General features: G+C 65.0%; 12 protein-coding genes and 1 riboswitch. Of the genes, 11 read left to right on the top strand and 1 reads right to left on the bottom strand.

The features are described 5' to 3' along the window. Position 1: 1 nt before the first annotated feature. Complete coding sequence (locus tag Q7S93_RS05700; protein WP_304712772.1) at positions 2-193, bottom strand: hypothetical protein; 192 nt, start codon at positions 191-193, stop codon at positions 2-4. Between the two features lie 192 nt (positions 194-385). On the opposite strand from Q7S93_RS05700, the gene Q7S93_RS05695 reads away from it, so the two are divergent. From Q7S93_RS05695 to Q7S93_RS05645, 11 genes are all read left to right on the top strand, one after another. After that, positions 386-2,644 (top strand): adenosylcobalamin-dependent ribonucleoside-diphosphate reductase, encoded by a 2,259-nt coding sequence (locus Q7S93_RS05695; protein ID WP_304712771.1) that lies wholly within the window; start codon positions 386-388, stop codon positions 2,642-2,644. A gap of 60 nt (positions 2,645-2,704) precedes the next feature. After that, complete coding sequence (locus Q7S93_RS05690) at positions 2,705-3,880, top strand: NnrS family protein (RefSeq protein ID WP_304712770.1); 1,176 nt, start codon at positions 2,705-2,707, stop codon at positions 3,878-3,880. Between the two features lie 61 nt (positions 3,881-3,941). After that, positions 3,942-4,078: riboswitch (molybdenum cofactor riboswitch) on the top strand. Next, positions 4,068-5,045 (top strand): GTP 3',8-cyclase MoaA, encoded by a 978-nt coding sequence (gene moaA, locus Q7S93_RS05685; protein WP_304712769.1) that lies wholly within the window; start codon positions 4,068-4,070, stop codon positions 5,043-5,045. It overlaps the preceding riboswitch by 11 nt. Before the next feature lie 268 nt (positions 5,046-5,313). After that, entirely contained in the window at positions 5,314-6,612 is a 1,299-nt protein-coding gene (locus Q7S93_RS05680) for an MFS transporter (protein ID WP_304712768.1), read from the top strand. 21 nt (positions 6,613-6,633) lie between these two features. After that, positions 6,634-8,058, top strand: a complete 1,425-nt coding sequence (locus Q7S93_RS05675; protein WP_304712767.1) for an MFS transporter — start codon at positions 6,634-6,636, stop codon at positions 8,056-8,058. Next, on the top strand, positions 8,055-11,786 hold the full coding sequence (locus Q7S93_RS05670; RefSeq protein ID WP_304712766.1) for a nitrate reductase subunit alpha: 3,732 nt from the start codon (positions 8,055-8,057) through the stop codon (positions 11,784-11,786). The genes Q7S93_RS05675 and Q7S93_RS05670 overlap by 4 nt, the downstream gene beginning before the upstream one ends. Beyond that, on the top strand, positions 11,783-13,306 hold the full coding sequence (gene narH, locus Q7S93_RS05665) for a nitrate reductase subunit beta (RefSeq protein ID WP_304712765.1): 1,524 nt from the start codon (positions 11,783-11,785) through the stop codon (positions 13,304-13,306). Before Q7S93_RS05670 ends, narH begins: the two co-directional genes overlap by 4 nt. A gap of 3 nt (positions 13,307-13,309) precedes the next feature. Further along, positions 13,310-14,017: a nitrate reductase molybdenum cofactor assembly chaperone gene (gene narJ / locus Q7S93_RS05660; protein ID WP_304712764.1), complete on the top strand. Its 708-nt coding sequence runs from the start codon at positions 13,310-13,312 to the stop codon at positions 14,015-14,017. 8 nt (positions 14,018-14,025) lie between these two features. Continuing rightward, positions 14,026-14,826, top strand: a complete 801-nt coding sequence (narI, locus tag Q7S93_RS05655; RefSeq protein ID WP_304712763.1) for a respiratory nitrate reductase subunit gamma — start codon at positions 14,026-14,028, stop codon at positions 14,824-14,826. Between the two features lie 4 nt (positions 14,827-14,830). Further along, complete coding sequence (locus tag Q7S93_RS05650) at positions 14,831-15,949, top strand: peptidylprolyl isomerase (protein WP_304712762.1); 1,119 nt, start codon at positions 14,831-14,833, stop codon at positions 15,947-15,949. A gap of 3 nt (positions 15,950-15,952) precedes the next feature. After that, positions 15,953-17,140: a hypothetical protein gene (locus tag Q7S93_RS05645; RefSeq protein ID WP_304712761.1), complete on the top strand. Its 1,188-nt coding sequence runs from the start codon at positions 15,953-15,955 to the stop codon at positions 17,138-17,140. The last annotated feature ends 19 nt before the right edge of the window (positions 17,141-17,159 follow it).

Here is a 17,159-nt window from a genome sequence, read left to right as displayed (position 1 = left end):
TTCAGCTGCGCCCCAGGAGGACGGCGGCGGAGGGGGCCTCCAAAACCCAAGCCATCGCATGGAGCCAACGCACAGGCCGGCTCGGCGTGGGGGTGTGCGAGGGCGTTGAGGCGGCCTGCGCCAGACGGTCGTCGTCGACCAGGGGCGGGCGGCGGGCGAACTCCCGCTCGACGATCTGCATCTCGGAAAGCATTTGGGCGATCTCCTGAGTGAGAGATCACCTTGGGCCTATGCGCCGGGGAGCGCATTGAAGCCCCTGCTCCCGGGGCTTGATGTCCGTCACCTGGCCGACCGCAGGTTTTCGCAGCCCTGCGACACCCCGTAGGCCCTGTCGCGCGCCGCAGCGAATCGAACAGCCTCCAAGGCCCACCCAGGAGGCAGGCTCATGGCGTTCGACAATCCTCTCGCCCAGGAAATCTGGTCCAGCAAGTATCGCTTCGCACCCGCGTCAGGCGCCGAGGCCGACGATTCCATTGAGGCCACCTGGCGCCGTGTCGCGATCGCCCTCGCCGAGGGCGAGGCGCCCGATATGCGCCAGGCTGCGGCCGAGCGGTTCCTGTCGGCGATGGAGGACTACAAGTTCATTCCCGCCGGCCGGATCCTGGCTGGGGCGGGGTCAGGGCGCGCGGTCACGCTCTTCAACTGCTTCGTCATGGGCAAGATTCCTGACAGCCTTGAGGCCATCTTCGGCCAGGTTCGTGAGGCGGCGATCACCATGCAGCAGGGCGGTGGGGTCGGCATGGACTTCTCCTCCATCCGCCCGTCCGGCTCCCCCGTCCGCGGCGTGGCCGCTGACGCTTCCGGTCCCATCAGCTTCATGGATGTCTGGGACTCCATGTGTCGCACCATCATGTCGGCAGGGCAGCGCCGCGGGGCGATGATGGGATGCCTTCGCATCGACCATCCCGACATCGAGGCCTTCATCGACGCCAAGCGCGACCCGCTGCGGCTTCGCAACTTCAATCTCTCCGTCCTGGTGACAGACGCCTTCATGAGCGCCCTGGAGGCGGATGCCGAATGGCCGCTCGTCTATCAGGGACAGGTCGTCCGGACCGTCGCCGCCAAGGACATCTGGCGGCGTCTGATGCAGGCGACCTACGACGCCGCCGAGCCAGGGGTCATCTTTATTGATCGGGTGAACGCCCAGAACAACCTAAGCTATTGCGAAACCATCCTGGCCAGCAATCCGTGCGGCGAGCAGATGCTCCCGCCCTACGGCGCCTGCCTGCTGGGTTCGATCAACCTGGCCCGTCTCATTGAGGCGCCCTTCAGCGCCGGGGCGCGGCTGGACCTGTCTCAGCTCACCGACCTGACCTACACGGCCGTGCGGATGCTGGACAATGTGATCGACATTTCGCGCTTCCCGCTCGAAGCCCAGGAAACCGAGGCCAAGGCCAAGCGGCGCATCGGGCTCGGGGTCACCGGCCTGGCTGATGCGCTGGTGTTCTGCGGGGCGGCCTACGGTTCAGACGAGGCCGTCGCGCTAACCCGTGAGTGGCTGGGCCACATCAAACGCGAGGCCTACCGCGCCTCAGCCGATCTGGCGGCCGAAAAAGGCGCCTTTCCGCTCTATGATCCCGCCATCCTGGACCGTCCGAACCTTCGCGACCTGGATGAGGAGACGCGTGCGCGCATCGCCCGCCATGGCCTGCGCAATGGATGCCTGACCTCGATCGCCCCCACCGGCACCACATCGCTGTTGGCCGGCAACGTCTCCTCCGGCATCGAGCCCGTGTTCGCCTTCGCCTATACGCGCAAAGTGCGCCAGCCGGACGGCGGCACGCGCGAGGAGGCGGTCGAGGACTATGCTCTGGCGCTCTGGAAACGTCTGCACGGCGACGCAGAACCTCCGGCCGACATCTTTGTCACCGCACAGACGCTCAACCCCGCCGACCATCTGCGCATGCAGGCTGCAGCCCAGGCGCAGATCGACTCGTCCATCTCCAAGACGGTCAACTGCCCCGAGACCATCGATTTCGACGCCTTTGGAGATGTCTATCTGGAGGGCTACCGGCTCGGCTGCAAAGGCCTGACCACCTACCGACCCAACGCCGTGACAGGCTCGGTGCTCTCGGTGACGCCCCCTGCAGATGGGGCTGCAAGGAGCGCCCCCGCAGTCGCCGCCAATGACCTCCCCGCCCGCCCGCCCGCCCTGGAGGGAGCGACCTACAAGCTGAAATGGCCGGAGAGCGCCCACGCGGTCTACGTGACGATCAATGATGTCGTTGATGAAGCAGGTCGTCGCCCCTTCGAGATCTTCATCAACTCCAAGAACATGGAGCACTACGCCTGGACCCTGGGTCTGACGCGGATGATCTCGGCCGTGTTTCGTCGAGGCGGTGACATCGCGTTTGTCGTGGAGGAGTTAAAGGCGGTTTTCGACCCGCGCGGCGGAGCCTGGATGGAGGGCCGCTATGTGCCTTCACTGCTCGCCGCCATTGGCGCGGTCATTGAACAGCATCTGGCGCTGCGGCACGGCGTCGGCGATGTCGCCGTCGCCCCGATGGCCGAGGCCGAGTCGATCGAGCCGTCTCAATCGCCTGCGGGGCGAGCCTGCGCCTGTCCCAGGTGCGGCGGCTTTGAGCTGGTCAAGCGCGAGGGCTGCGAGACCTGCGTGGATTGCGGCTATTCGAAGTGCGGATGAGGCGCCCGCTGCTTGATGGGGGTTAAGGCGCCCCGCGGAAATGCGGCGCATTCTCATTCCATGAGCACCGCATCGCGCCGCCGCGCCTACACCGGCCCAATTGTCTTCAGCTACGGCTTCAGGCCCTTCTTCCTGGGCGGCGCCATCTGGGCGGCGATCACCGCCCCGCTCTGGGTCTGGAGCTATCTGGCTGGGGACGGTTGGCTGAGCCGGGAATGGCACATCCATGAGATGTTGTTCGGCGCCCTGGCGGCCATTGTCGCCGGCTTCCTCACGACCGCGGTTCCGAACTGGACGGGCCGCATGCCGGTCGTCGGCGCCCCTCTCGCCGGCCTGTTTGGCCTATGGGCGGCAGGTCGGATCGTGATGCTCGCGCCGGGTTTATCGCCCATAGTCATCGGCGCCGTCGATAGCGCGTTCCTGATCGTCTTCGCCGCGGTGATCTGGCGCGAGGTTCTGGCAGGCCGCAACTGGCGCAACCTCCCGGTCTGCGTGCTGATCAGCCTGATGGCCCTGGGCAATGTCGTGTTTCATCTGCGTCCGGTTTTCTGGGACACCGACGTCGCCTGGCGGGTGGGAATCGCTGCGGTCGCGCTGCTCATCGCACTGATAGGCGGACGCATCGTACCGAGCTTCACCAACAACTGGTTGAAGGCTCAGGGCCAGGCGCCCTCAGCGCGCCCTGAGGCGCGGTTCGATCATCTGGCCCTGCTGGCGACGGCGGGAGCGCTGGCGGCCTGGCTCGCCTCACCTTCGAGCCCGATGGCTGGAAGCGCCATGGCGGCAGCGGGCGCACTCAACCTCATCCGCCTCGCCCGCTGGCGTGGTTGGCGAACCCTGAAGGAGCCGCTCGTCTGGATTCTGCATGTCGGGTACGGCTGGCTTGCCCTGGCCCTCGGCCTGCTTGGTCTGGGCGTTTTCGTGCCAAGCGTGCCTCCGACGCTCGGCGTCCACGCGCTCACGGTCGGCGCGGTGGGCGTGATGACCCTTGCAGTAATGACGCGCGCCAGCCGGGGACATACGGGGCGCGAGCTCGCCGCTGACCGCAGCGTGCAAGCGATCTACCTGCTGATCAATCTGGCGGCGCTCCTGCGCGTCAGCGCAGCGGCAGGATCGCTCAATCCAGCCCTCCTCAGCGCCTCCGTCATCGCCTGGTCGCTGGCCTTCGGACTGTTCGCCGTCACCCACCTCCCGATGCTGACCCGCCTGCGTCCGATGGTCGCGCGGCAGGCTTGATGGGGGTCAATCGAACGAGGGCTCGCCTGCTCTAGGGTTGTCTCTATCGGCGGCGCATTCGTCCGTCGCTACGCTCCGAGCGCGTCGCCCTAAAGCCGTTTGGCCATGGGCGCCCCGCCGAGCCGCCCAGGGCGGCAAGGGTGAGGTTGGAAACGGCCTCGTCTCCCGTGCTTGGAAAGGGGCTCACGTGGAAACCTTCGCAGACGGCTTCGGCCGTCGATTCCGCTATCTGCGCATCTCGCTGACCGAGGTGTGCAACTTCCGTTGCGTCTACTGCCTGCCGAACGGCTACCAGAAGGTCGCTGGCCCGACCCTGATGACGCCGCTGGAGATCGAGCGTCTGGGCCGGGTCTTCAGCCAGCGCGGGGTCGCGAAATTCAGACTGACCGGCGGCGAGCCTACCGTGCGTCGCGACCTGAGCGAGATCATAAGCCGCCTTGCCGCCCTTCCGGGCGTCAACAAGGTGGCCATGACCACCAACGGGTGGAATCTCGCCCGGCACGTCGACCAATGGGCGGCGGCTGGCCTGACCAATCTGAATGTCAGCGTCGACAGCCTGGAGCCCGACGTCTTCCATCGGATCACCGGACATGATCGTCTGAATGCGGTGCTGGAAGGTGTGGACCGCGCCCTGGATCTCGCCCTGCCCAGCGTAAAGCTGAATGCTGTCCTGCAGCGCAGCGCGGTCGGCGAGGGCTTTGATCGCTTCGCAGACTATGTCCGGACACGGCCGGTGGCCGTGCGGTTCATCGAACTGATGCGCACTGGCGACAACGTCGCCTTTTTCCAAGACCAGCATGTGCCGGGGAGCCATTTGCGAGAGTGGTTGGCCGCTCGTGGCTGGAACCCCCGCCCTCGCGGCTCCGACGACGGACCCGCAATCGAATACAGTCATCCAGACTACATCGGGCGGCTAGGGCTCATAGCGCCCTATTCCCCAGGCTTCTGCGATAGCTGCAACCGGCTGAGGATCACCGCCACCGGGAAGCTCCGGCTCTGTCTCTTTGGAGACGATGGCGTGGACTTGCGTCACCTTCTGGCGAGTGATGAGCCCGCCCCTCTGGAAGCGCTCATTGAGTCTGCCCTGAGAATCAAGCCGCGCAGTCACAGGCTGGCGGAAGGGCGCTCGGGGGATACCCGCAACCTATCTCAGCTGGGAGGGTGACCCCACTGCCAACGCAGCTTGATAACTATCAAGCGACGACGCCCTATATATCAAATATATCATTGATCATATTACTGCGAGATCATGTATTGCCGCGACAATTAGACTGAATTGCCGTTGCGCACTGCAGCAATTGATCCGCATCAATCAGACTAGACGATAGTTCGTCCTATCCCTGCTTCACCGAGATTTGGCTCGGTCACGACAGGGGGGACGATCGGTGAGCGCACCGACAGGTCATCAGCAAGGCGCCCAGACAGCATTGTGGATGAGCACGTTCTCATTCACGGCCTGCTTCGCCGTCTGGACCATCTTTTCGATCATAGGCGTGCAGATCCGGACGGATCTCGGCCTGTCTGGCGCGCAATTTGGACTGCTGATCGGCACCCCTATCCTGACCGGGTCGTTGATCCGCCTGATCCTGGGCATCTGGGCCGAGCAGTACGGCGGCCGCATCGTCAACCTGGCGGTCATGCTCGCCGCGGCGGTAGCGACCTTCCTGCTGTCCTATGCAGAGACCTATCCGCAATTTCTGATCGCAGCCCTGGGTGTCGGCATCGCTGGGGGCGCCTTCTCCGTCGGCGTGACCTATGTCGCGAAGTTCTTCCCCAAGGAGCGCCAGGGCACCGCCCTGGGAATCTTCGGCGCCGGGAACGTCGGCTCCGCAGTCACCAAGTTCGCCGCGCCCTTTGTCATGGTCGCCCTGGGCTGGGAGGCCGTAGCGCAGATTTGGGCGCTCGCCCTGGCGGGGATCGCCGTCCTGACCTTCCTGATTACCCGTGACGATCCGGAACTCGTCGCGCGCCGCGCCTCAGGCGAGAAGCCCGCCCGGGCTGGGGCCCAGCTCACCCCCCTCCGCAAGCTGCAGGTCTGGCGCTTCGCTCTCTATTACTTCTTCGTCTTCGGCGCCTTCGTGGCCCTGGCGCTGTGGCTGCCGAGCTACCTGGTTGGCGTCTACGGCCTGAACATCAAGGCCGCTGGCATGCTGGCCGCAGCCTATTCCATCCCCGGCTCACTCTTCCGAGTCTTCGGCGGCTGGCTGTCGGACAAGATCGGCGCACGGCGCGTGATGTACATCACCTTCAGCGTCAGTGTGATCTGCACCTTCCTGCTCTCCTACCCAGCAACGCAGTATGTCATCGACGGCATCAACGGACCTATCAGCTTCAGCCTGTCGACCGGCCTAGCTCCCTTCGTCGTTCTGATCTTCGTCCTGGGCTTCGCCATGAGCCTCGGCAAGGCTGCCGTCTACAAGCACATCCCCGTCTACTATCCCGGCCACGTCGGCGCGGTCGGCGGCCTAGTGGGCATGGTTGGCGGCCTGGGCGGCTTCATCCTGCCCATCGTCTTCGGCGCGCTGAATGACCTCACCGGCGTCTGGACCAGCTGTTTCATGCTGCTCTTCCTCCTGGTGACGACGGCGCTGACCTGGATGCACTTCGCCATCCGCCGGATGGAACAGAAGTCCGCCCCGCAACTCCGCGACCTCCCGGCCCTGCCTGAGATGGTCGGCATGATCCCCAATCCACCCTCCGCGTCTGGCGCTGTCGCGCCGACTGCGCGCTGACACTCGAAAGGGCAAGAAGCCATGTCTTCGGCAACACCCGCCCGCCACGTCCTGACCGACTGGCGCCCGGAAGACCCCGAGTTCTGGACCTCCACCGGCCGCTCGATCGCCAGCCGAAACCTCTGGATCAGCGTTCCGAATCTGCTGCTGGCCTTCGCCATCTGGATGGTGTGGTCCATGGTGGTGGCCAAGCTGAAGCTGATCGGGTTCGCCTTCACCACCGACCAGCTCTTCTGGCTCACGGCTCTGCCGGCGCTGTCGGGGGCGACCCTGCGAATCTTCTACAGCTTCCTGGTGCCGATCCTCGGCGGTCGGCTGTGGACCACTGTCTCCACGTTATCGCTCCTGGTTCCGGCCGTTGGCATTGGTCTCGCTGTCCAGCAGCCTGAGACCCCCTACTGGGTGTTCGTCGCCCTGGCGCTCGCCTGCGGCCTTGGCGGCGGCAACTTCGCCTCGTCCATGTCCAACATCTCGTTCTTCTATCCGAAGGCCGAGAAGGGCAATGCCCTGGCCCTCAACGCCGGTTTCGGCAACCTCGGCGTCAGCGTCATGCAATTCCTGGTGCCTGTGGTGATTGTCGCCGGCGCCTTCGCCCCCGTGGTTGGCGCGCCGCAAGTCGCGATGGTGGGCGAAGCCCGCAGCGAGTTGTGGCTTCAGAACGCAGGCTTCGTCTGGATCCCGTTCATCATCGCCGCTGCGGTCGCCGCCTGGGTCGGGATGAATGACATCGCTTCGGCCAAGGCCTCCTTCGCCAGCCAGGCCGTGGTCTTCAAGCGCAAGCACAACTGGATCATGTGCTACCTCTATCTGGGCACCTTCGGCTCATTCATCGGGTTCTCTGCAGCGTTCCCGCTGCTCATGAACACCCTGTTCCCTGAGGTGAACAGCCTTCAGTACGCCTTCCTTGGCCCCCTGGTGGGCGCCGCGGCGCGCGCCCTGACGGGCTGGGTCTCAGACAAGTTCGGCGGCGAGCACGTCACCCACTGGGTCTTCCTGGCCATGGCCGCGGGCGTGGGTGCGGTGCTCTACAGCATTGGCGCCTGGGGCGCGGAACCTTCGTTCCCACTCTTCTTCGCCAGTTTCATCTGGCTCTTCGCCTGGACCGGCATCGGCAACGCTTCGACCTTCCAGATGATCCCCGCGATCATGCGGAGCGACATGCCGCGGCTGATGCCCAAGGCTGACGCTTCGGCCCGCCTCAAGGCCTCCGACATGGAGTCTGCGGCTATCGTCGGCTTCTCGTCCGCCATAGGCGCCTACGGCGGCTTCGTGATCCCCAAGCTCTTTGGAGAGTCGCTCAAGGCGACCGGCGGCCCAGAAACCGCCCTCCTGATCTTCCTGGCCTTCTATCTCAGCTGCGTCGCGGTGAACTGGGCCTTCTACGGCCGCAAGACCTCCATGCTGCACGGGCCCCAACAACCTTCAACTCTCGGAGCCGCCCAATGAGCCATACGCTCGACCGCCTGGCGTTCTTCACGCGCAAAACCGAGCTGTTTTCGAACGGCCATGGCGTGCTCAACGACGATGACCGCACCTGGGAACAGGCCTATCGGGACCGCTGGCAGCACGACAAGGTCGTTCGCTCCACGCACGGGGTGAACTGCACCGGCTCCTGTTCCTGGAAGATCTACGTCAAAGGCGGGATCGTCACCTGGGAAACCCAGCAGACCGACTATCCCCGGACCCGTCCGGAGCTGCCGAACCATGAGCCGCGCGGCTGCGCCCGCGGCGCCAGCTATAGCTGGTACCTCTATTCTGCGAACCGGGTGAAGTACCCGCTGATCCGTTCGCGCCTGCTGAAGCTGTGGCGGAAGGCCCGCGCGACGCTCAGCCCGGTGGCGGCCTGGGCGGCGATCCAGAACGATCCCGCGCAGCGCGCCTCCTATGTGACCATGCGCGGCGCCGGCGGCTTCATCCGCGCCACCTGGGACGAGGTGACGGAGATCATCGCGGCCGCCAATGCGCACACCATCAAGGCTTGGGGTCCTGATCGGATTTTCGGCTTTTCGCCGATCCCGGCCATGTCGATGGTCTCCTACGCAGCCGGCGCGCGCTACCTGCAGCTGATCGGCGGAGTCTGCGGGTCCTTTTACGACTGGTACTGCGACCTACCGCCGGCCTCTCCCCAGACCTGGGGCGAGCAGACTGACGTCGCCGAGAGCGCGGATTGGTTCAATTCCGGCTTCATCATGCTGTGGGGCTCCAACGTCCCGCAGACGCGGACGCCTGACGCCCACTTCTACACCGAGGCCCGCTATCGGGGGGCCAAGTCGGTGGTGATCTGCCCTGACTATTCGGAGGCCTCGAAGTTCTCCGACCTCTGGCTGCCTGTTAAGCAGGGCACTGACGCGGCGCTCGGCATGGCGTTCGGCCACGTCATCCTCAAGGAGTTCCACGTTGACCGGCAGGTGCCCTACTTCCGCGAATACCTGCGCAAGTACTCCGATTTGCCCATGCTGGTCCGGCTGGTGCCGCAGGACGGGGCCTATGTGCCCGAGCGCTTGCTTCGGGCTGCGGAGTTCGACCAGGCGCTAGGCGAGACCAACAACCCCGACTGGAAGACGGTCGCGCTCGATGAGGCGACAGGCGAAGTGATCGTGCCCAACGGCTCAATCGGCTTCCGCTGGGGCGAGGACGGCAAGTGGAACCTTGAGGAGAAGGACGGCCTTGGCCGCGAGACCTCGCTGCGCCTGGGCCTGAAAGGTGTCCATGACGAGGTCGCCGCCGTGCGCTTCCCGTATTTCGGCGGGGCGGCCACCAACGGCTTCGCCATGACGGACCACCCGGACGTCCTGGTCCGCAATGTGCCGGTCAAGCGTATGAAGCTGCCGGAGGGCGAGACCCTGGTGGCCTGCGTCTATGACCTGTTCCTCGCCAATTACGGCGTCGATCAGGGCTTCGGCGGCGATCATATGCCGGCCGATTACGACGACGTGCAGCCCTATTCGCCCGCTTGGGCTGAGGCCATCACGTCGGTGCCGAAGGATCAGATTGTCGCCGTCGCCCGTGGCTTCGCCGGCAACGCTGAAAAGACCGACGGCAAGTCGATGGTGATCATCGGCGCGGCGATGAACCACTGGTTCCACATGGACATGAACTACCGCGCTGTCATCAACATGCTGGTGATGTGCGGTTGCGTCGGCCAGACCGGCGGCGGTTGGGCGCACTATGTCGGTCAGGAGAAGCTGCGGCCGCAGACGGGCTGGGCGCCGCTGGCCTTCGCCACTGACTGGGTCAAGCCGCCCCGGCAGCAGAACTCGACTTCATTCTTCTACGCCCACTCTGACCAGTGGCGCTACGAGACCGTCGAGATGAGCGAAATTCTCTCGCCCACCGCCCCCGAAGGCGTCTGGGACGGGTCGATGATCGACTTCAACGCCAAGGCCGAACGGATGGGCTGGCTGCCCTCGGCGCCGGCGCTGAAAACCAACCCGCTTGAGGTCGCAAACGCGGCGGCCGCGGCTGGCCAGGACCCCAAGGCTTATGCGCTCGCCCAACTGAAGAGCGGCGATCTTGAGATGTCCTGCATGGACCCCGACGACCCGGCCAACTGGCCGCGCAACATGTTCATCTGGCGCTCCAACCTGCTGGGTTCATCCGGCAAGGGTCACGAGTACTTCCTGAAGCACCTACTGGGCGCCAGCCATGGCGTCCAGGGCAAGGACCTTGGCGAAGACGGCCGACGCAAGCCCAATGACGTGAAGTGGCACGACGAGGCGCCGGAGGGAAAACTCGACCTCTTGGTCACCCTCGATTTCCGGATGTCGACCACGGCCGTCTACTCCGACATCGTGCTGCCGACGGCCACCTGGTACGAGAAGAACGACCTCAACACCTCCGACATGCACCCCTTCATCCACCCGCTTTCGGCGGCTGTGGACCCGGCCTGGGAGTCGAAGTCGGACTGGGAAATTTTCAAGGCGATCACCAAGCAGTTTTCTAATGTCGCCCCAGAAGTCCTGGGCGTCGAGCAGGACGTCGTTCTCACCCCCATCCAACACGACAGCGCAGCCGAACTGGCCCAGCCGTTCGACGTCCGCGACTGGTCCAAGGGTGAGTGCGAGGCGATCCCGGGCAAGACCATGCCGCAGATCACCGTCGTTGAACGGGACTACCCGAACACCTTCAAGCGCTTCACAGCGTTGGGGCCATTGCTCAAGGCCAGCGGCAATGGCGGCAAGGGCATCGGCTGGAAGACCGAACACGAGGTCGATCTGCTGGCAGAGCTGAACGGCCAGGTCCTCGAAGAGGGCCAGACCCAGGGCATGCCGAAGATCGACACCGATATCGACGCCTGCGAGACCATCCTGATGCTGGCGCCAGAGACCAATGGCGAGGTGGCGGTCAAGGCCTGGGCGGCGCTCGAAAAGCAGACGGGCCGCGAGCACACCCATCTGGCCCTGCCCAAGGAAGACGAGAAGATCCGCTTCCGCGATCTCTTGGCCCAGCCGCGCAAGATCATCACCTCGCCGACCTGGTCCGGCATTGAGAGCGAAAAGGTCTGCTACACCGCCGGCTGGACCAACGTCCATGAACTGATCCCTTGGCGGACCCTTACCGGACGCCAGCAGCTCTACCAGGACCATGAGTGGATGCGGGCGTTCGGCGAGGCGCTCTGCGTCTACCGTCCGCCGATCGACCTGAAGACCACCCATGTCCAGGGCGCCAAGCCCAACGGCGAGACTGAGATCGTCCTGAACTTCATCACCCCCCACCAGAAGTGGGGCATCCACTCAACCTATTCCGACAACCTGATGATGCTCACCTTGAACCGCGGGGGCCCGGTCATCTGGATCTCCGAGGTCGACGCCAAGAAGGCGGGTCTGATCGACAACGACTGGGTGGAGGCTTTCAACGCCAACGGGGCTCTGACGGCCCGCGTCGTGGTGTCTCAGCGCATCCGTGAAGGCACGACCTTCATGTATCACGCCCAGGAAAAGATCGTGAACACGCCGGGGTCGCAGATCACCGGCAAGCGCGGCGGCATCCACAACTCGGTCACCCGCACAGTGCTGAAGCCGACGCACATGATCGGCGGCTACGCCCAACTCGCCTACGGCTTCAACTACTACGGCACTGTCGGCGCAAACCGCGACGAATTCGTCGTGCTTCGCAAGATGACCAAGGTCGACTGGCTCGAAGAAACCCTCAACACCAAGGATTTCGCCCAATGAAAGTCCGCGCCCAGATCGGCATGGTGCTGAATCTCGATAAATGCATCGGATGTCACACCTGCTCAGTTACATGCAAGAACGTGTGGACCAATCGGGAAGGCGTTGAATACGCTTGGTTCAACAACGTAGAGACCAAGCCAGGCGTTGGCTTTCCCCGCGACTGGGAGAACCAGAAGCGCTGGAACGGCGGGTGGACTCGCAAGGCCAACGGCAAGATTGAGCCCAAGATGGGCGCCAAGTGGCGCATCCTGGCGAAGATCTTCGCCAACCCCGACCTACCGGAGATTGACGACTACTACGAGCCCTTCGACTTCGATTACGGCCATCTGCAGACGGCGCCTGAGATGAAGGCGTTCCCGACCGCGCGGCCGCGCTCGAAGATCACTGGCCAGCGGATGGAGAAGATCGAGCGGGGCCCGAACTGGGAGGAGATCCTGGGGGGCGAGTTCGCCACGCGTTCGGCCGACTACAACTTCGACAGCGTCGAGAAGGAGATCTACGGCCAGTTCGAGAACACCTTCATGATGTATCTGCCGAGGCTGTGCGAGCACTGCCTCAACCCCACCTGCGTGGCGGCGTGCCCTTCGGGCGCGATCTACAAGCGCGAGGAGGACGGCATCGTCCTGATCGACCAGGACAAGTGCCGAGGCTGGCGCATGTGCGTCTCCGCCTGCCCTTACAAGAAGATCTACTACAACTGGGAATCCGGGAAATCGGAGAAGTGCACCTTCTGTTTCCCGCGCATCGAGGTCGGCCAACCGACCGTGTGCTCGGAAACCTGCGTCGGGCGCATCCGCTACCTCGGCGTCCTGCTCTATGACGCCGACCGGATCGAGGCTGCGGCCAGCACGCCTGACGATCAGGACCTCTATCAGGCCCAGCTCGACATTTTCCTCGACCCTGAAGATCCGAAGGTGATCGCGCAGGCGCGCGCCGACGGCGTTCCGGAAGCCTGGCTCGACGCAGCGCGACAGAGCCCCGTCTACAAGATGGCCATCGACTGGAAGATCGCCTTCCCGCTGCACCCTGAATACCGGACCCTGCCGATGGTCTGGTACGTGCCGCCGCTCTCGCCGATCCAGAACGCCGCGGCCGCAGGCGCCATTGAGATGGACGGCGAAATGCCTGACGTCCACTCGCTGCGGATCCCGGTCAAATACCTCGCGAACCTGCTGACCGCCGGCCGCGAGGCGCCGATCGAACTGGCCCTGAGGCGCATGCTGGCCATGCGCGGGTACATGCGCGCCAAGACCGTCGAGGGGGTCATCGACCACAGGCTGGCGGGAAGCGTCGAACTCTCCGCTGCCCAGATCGACGAGATGTACCGCTACCTGGCGATCGCCAACTACGAGGACCGCTTCGTCATCCCGTCCGCGCACCGTGAGGTGGCGGAGGACGCCTACGACATGCGCGGATCCTGCGGCTTCTCGTTCGGCAACGGATGCTCCGGCGGGCGCACGGAACTCGGCCTTTTTGGGCCCAACAAGCGCAGTCGCGCCAAAACACCGATGGAGGCCTGACCCATGGCCCGTACGTATCAGGCGCTTGCGCACCTGCTCACCTATCCGACTCCCGAGCTGCAGCGGCTCGCGCCTCAGGTCCTGGCACTCATCGAGGCCGAGGGGATGGTTCCAAAGGCCGTCCTCAAGGCCCTGGGACGCCTCGTTGAGCAGATCGCCAGCGGCGACATCTATGACCTGCAGGAGGGGTATACCGAGCTCTTCGATCGCACCCGATCCCTGTCGCTCAACCTCTATGAGCACGTGCATGGCGAAAGCCGGGACCGCGGCGAAGCCATGGTCGCCCTGGCCGAACTCTATCGCGCCCACGACCTGCACCTGTCGGCCAACGAACTGCCCGACTTCCTGCCCGTGTTCCTTGAATTCCTCTCCACCCTGCCCGACGCCCAGGCCGCCTCCCTGCTGGGGGAGGCGACGCACGTCCTGGACGCCATGGGTGAGCGCCTGAAGTCGCGGGGCAGCGCCTATCGCGCCATCTTCGGCGCGCTCGGCAAGCTCGCCTCGCAGGCCGCCGACCCAGGCGCACTGGCCGCGCTGTTGAGCGAGCCCGACGAGGATCCCAACGATCTGGAGGCCATCGATAAGGCCTGGGCGGAAACCGCCGTCACCTTCGGCCCCTCCGACGTGGGCTGCCCGAAGGCCACCGCTCTCGTCGATGCGATGATGGCCGAGCCCGGCCGTCAGCCGCGCCGCGCCGCCGCCAACGCCTGAGGTTCGCCATGCAACTCCTAAACCAATTCCTGTTCGGGGTTTTTCCCTACATTGCCCTGGCCGTTCTTGTGTTGGGTTCGGTCCTCCGCTTCGATCGTGAACAATACACTTGGCGGACGGGCTCCTCCCAGCTGCTGCGGCGCAAGCAACTGGTGTTGGGCTCCGTACTGTTCCACGTCGGAATACTGACCATCTTTGGCGGCCACTTCGTGGGTCTGCTTACGCCGATCTGGGTGTTCGACGCCCTCGGCGTGCCGCATGGCGCCAAGCAGATCCTGGCCATTGTCGCCGGCGGCTTCGCAGGCGTCCTCTGCCTCGTTGGCGGCCTGCTGCTGCTGCATCGTCGGCTGTTCGACCCGCGAATTCGGGCCACTTCCAGCTTCGGCGACACCGCCATCCTGATCCTGCTGCTGGCTCAGCTGATCCTGGGCTTGGCGACCATTCCCTTGTCGGCCGGCCACCTGGACGGCCATGAGATGCTCAAGTTCATGAGCTGGGCGCAGGGGGTTTTCACCTTCCGGCCGGGCGTGGCGGCCTACGTGGCCGATGTGCATCCGATCTTCAAGGCCCACCTGGTGCTGGGGATGACCATCCTGCTGGTCTTCCCGTTCACCCGCCTTGTCCACATGCTGTCGGCCCCGGTCTGGTACCTGAACCGGCGCGGCTGGCAGCTGGTGCGCACCAAGCGCTCCATGCCCCTGCGAAAGGTGGCCGCCGCGCCGGTCTATCCGACTGTTCCGGTGTCGCCGGCGGCCCGCAACGCACCAATCCAAGCCGTTCGCCCCGAAGCCCTCAAGGCCGCCGAGTAGCCCCATGACCAGCACCCTCGTCGTCGAAGGCGTCGAAATCCCGGAATTCCTCATCGCTGAGGAGGCCCAGCACCATCCGAGCGCAAGTCCGTTGGAAGCCCGCATCGCCGCGGGGAAGGCGTTGGCGGTCAGGGCCCTGCTCCTTCACAGGGCCGACGAACTTGGCCTGGAAGCCCAGCCGCTGCTGGATGACAACGGCCGCGAGGAAACTCCCGAGGAGGCGCTGATCCGCGCCACCCTCGATGCCGAAGTCGAGGTGGAGTCCCCAAGCGGGGCCGAGTGCCGACGCGTCTATGACGCACAGCGTCAGCGCTTCTCGACCCCCGTGCTGACCGAAGCCGCGCACATCCTCATTGAGCCGAAGTCCGATGACGCGGCTGGATGGGAGTTCGCACGGCAGACCGCCCAGGACATGCTCGATCAACTCATGGTCAAGCCAGACCTGTTTGGCGGACTTGCGAAGACGGCTTCCGACTGTCCCTCCGGGGCGTTGGGCGGCTCCTTAGGCCAACTCGGTCCAGGCGACCTGGTGGTTGAGGTCGAGCGCGCGCTCGCGGGCCTGGAGGCTGGGGAAATTCTGACGACTCCCGTCCGCTCGCGCTTCGGCTGGCACGTTCTCAAACTTGAACGTCGGATCGAAGGGAGGGCGCTCCCGTTCGAGTATGTCGAGGACAAGATCAGGCTGCATCTCGAGAGCCGGGCCTGGACGGCGGCGGCGGCGCGCTATGTCGCCCAGCTCGCCGACCGCGCCCGAGCCGAAGGCGTTGCCTTCAGCCTGACACAGGACGGGCGGTTTTCCGAAGGCACCCCGTCCCTCGGCGCAATGCTCTCGGACGGCGCCTCGGCCGACCGGCTTGAAGCCTGGATGGATGCGACGGACCTAGACTTGGCCAGCCGGGTCAAGGCCGCAGCGGCGAGCGAAAACCTCCAGGTCGCCGTCTTCGTGCGCCGCGCGGTCCGACACTTCGTCGATCACGCCAATGACGAGTCTTGGACCCAGCTCATTTCCGCCACCCAGGGGGCCGCTGATCCGGCGCTTGCGGCGATGGCTTCTCTGCTGAAGGCGCGGCTCACCCCCAAGGCCGAGCGCAAGCATACCTACACCCTTATCAAAAGGAGATAAGCCATGCGGTTGGCCACTGTCGTGCTCGGTCTGGCGACCCTGGCCACCCCAGGATTCGCGCACGCCTCCGATACCCCCACGATCATCCTGGAAAGCCGCCTGCGGCATGAGGCGGTCGATCAAAGCGGTTTCTCCAACACCGCTGCGGCGCTGACCCTACGCACGCGGCTCGGCTTCGAGACCGCCCCCTGGAAGGGCGTTCAGCTCCTCATTGAGGGCGAGAATGTCGTGGCCCTCGGGGAGGAGTACAATTCCACCACCAACGGCGAGGTCGCCTATCCGGTCGTCCCCGATCCAGAGACAACCGAGCTCAATCGTCTGCAGCTCGCGTGGAAAGCCGAAAAGGCCGCCGCCGTTGTCGGTCGCCAGCGGATCATCCTCGGTTCGGCTCGCTTCGTCGGCAATGTCGGCTTCCGACAGAACGAGCAGACCTTCGACGCCGCCCGAGTGGACTACAGGCCGAGGTCAGACCTCGCGGTCACCTACGTCTACGTGGATCGCGTTCAGCGCATCTTCGGCGATGACCATCCACAGGGCGACTGGCGTTCAGACAGTCACCTTGCCCAGGCCGACTGGAAGCCCGCCTGGGGCCACCTGACCCTGCACGGGGAATGGCTCGACTTCGCCAACGCGCCCGCCCAGTCCAGCGCCACATTGGGCGCAAGCCTGCGGCTGGAGCGGCCTCTGTCAGACAGCGGGCTGAAGGGGAGCCTGGAGGCCGGCTATGCCCGGCAGGCCGACTACGGGGGGAACCCTGCCGACTTCGACCTGGACTATGCCTCGCTCAGTCTTGGCCTCCGCCAACAGGACAGCTGGGCGAGCCTCACACTCGAGCGCCTGGAGGGGGACGGGAGCCGCGGCTTTGCGACGCCCCTGGCCACGCTCCACGCATTTCAGGGATGGGCCGACGCCTTCCTGACCACGCCGCCCGACGGCGTCCAGGACCTCAACGCCAAGATCGGCGCCACCTTGCGTCCGGAAGGCTTGCCGCCTGTCCGCCTCGCAGCGGCCATCCACCGGTTCACCGTCCCCGATGGCGGCGACGACTACGGCACGGAGCTTGATCTTCTGGCGGCCGCGCCCCTCACCCCGCACCTTTCGCTCGAAACCAAGCTGGCTTGGTTCGAGGGCGACCGCCCCGGCTACGGCGACCGCACGAAGGTCTGGATCAGTCTCGACTACCGCTATTGAGCCTCCTTGGAGAGCCGGC

The organism is Phenylobacterium sp. (genome assembly GCF_030646615.1).
Taxonomy (GTDB): domain Bacteria; phylum Pseudomonadota; class Alphaproteobacteria; order Caulobacterales; family Caulobacteraceae; genus Phenylobacterium.
Note: the sequence above shows the minus strand (reverse complement) of the source record. Positions and strands in the feature narration are given on the sequence as shown.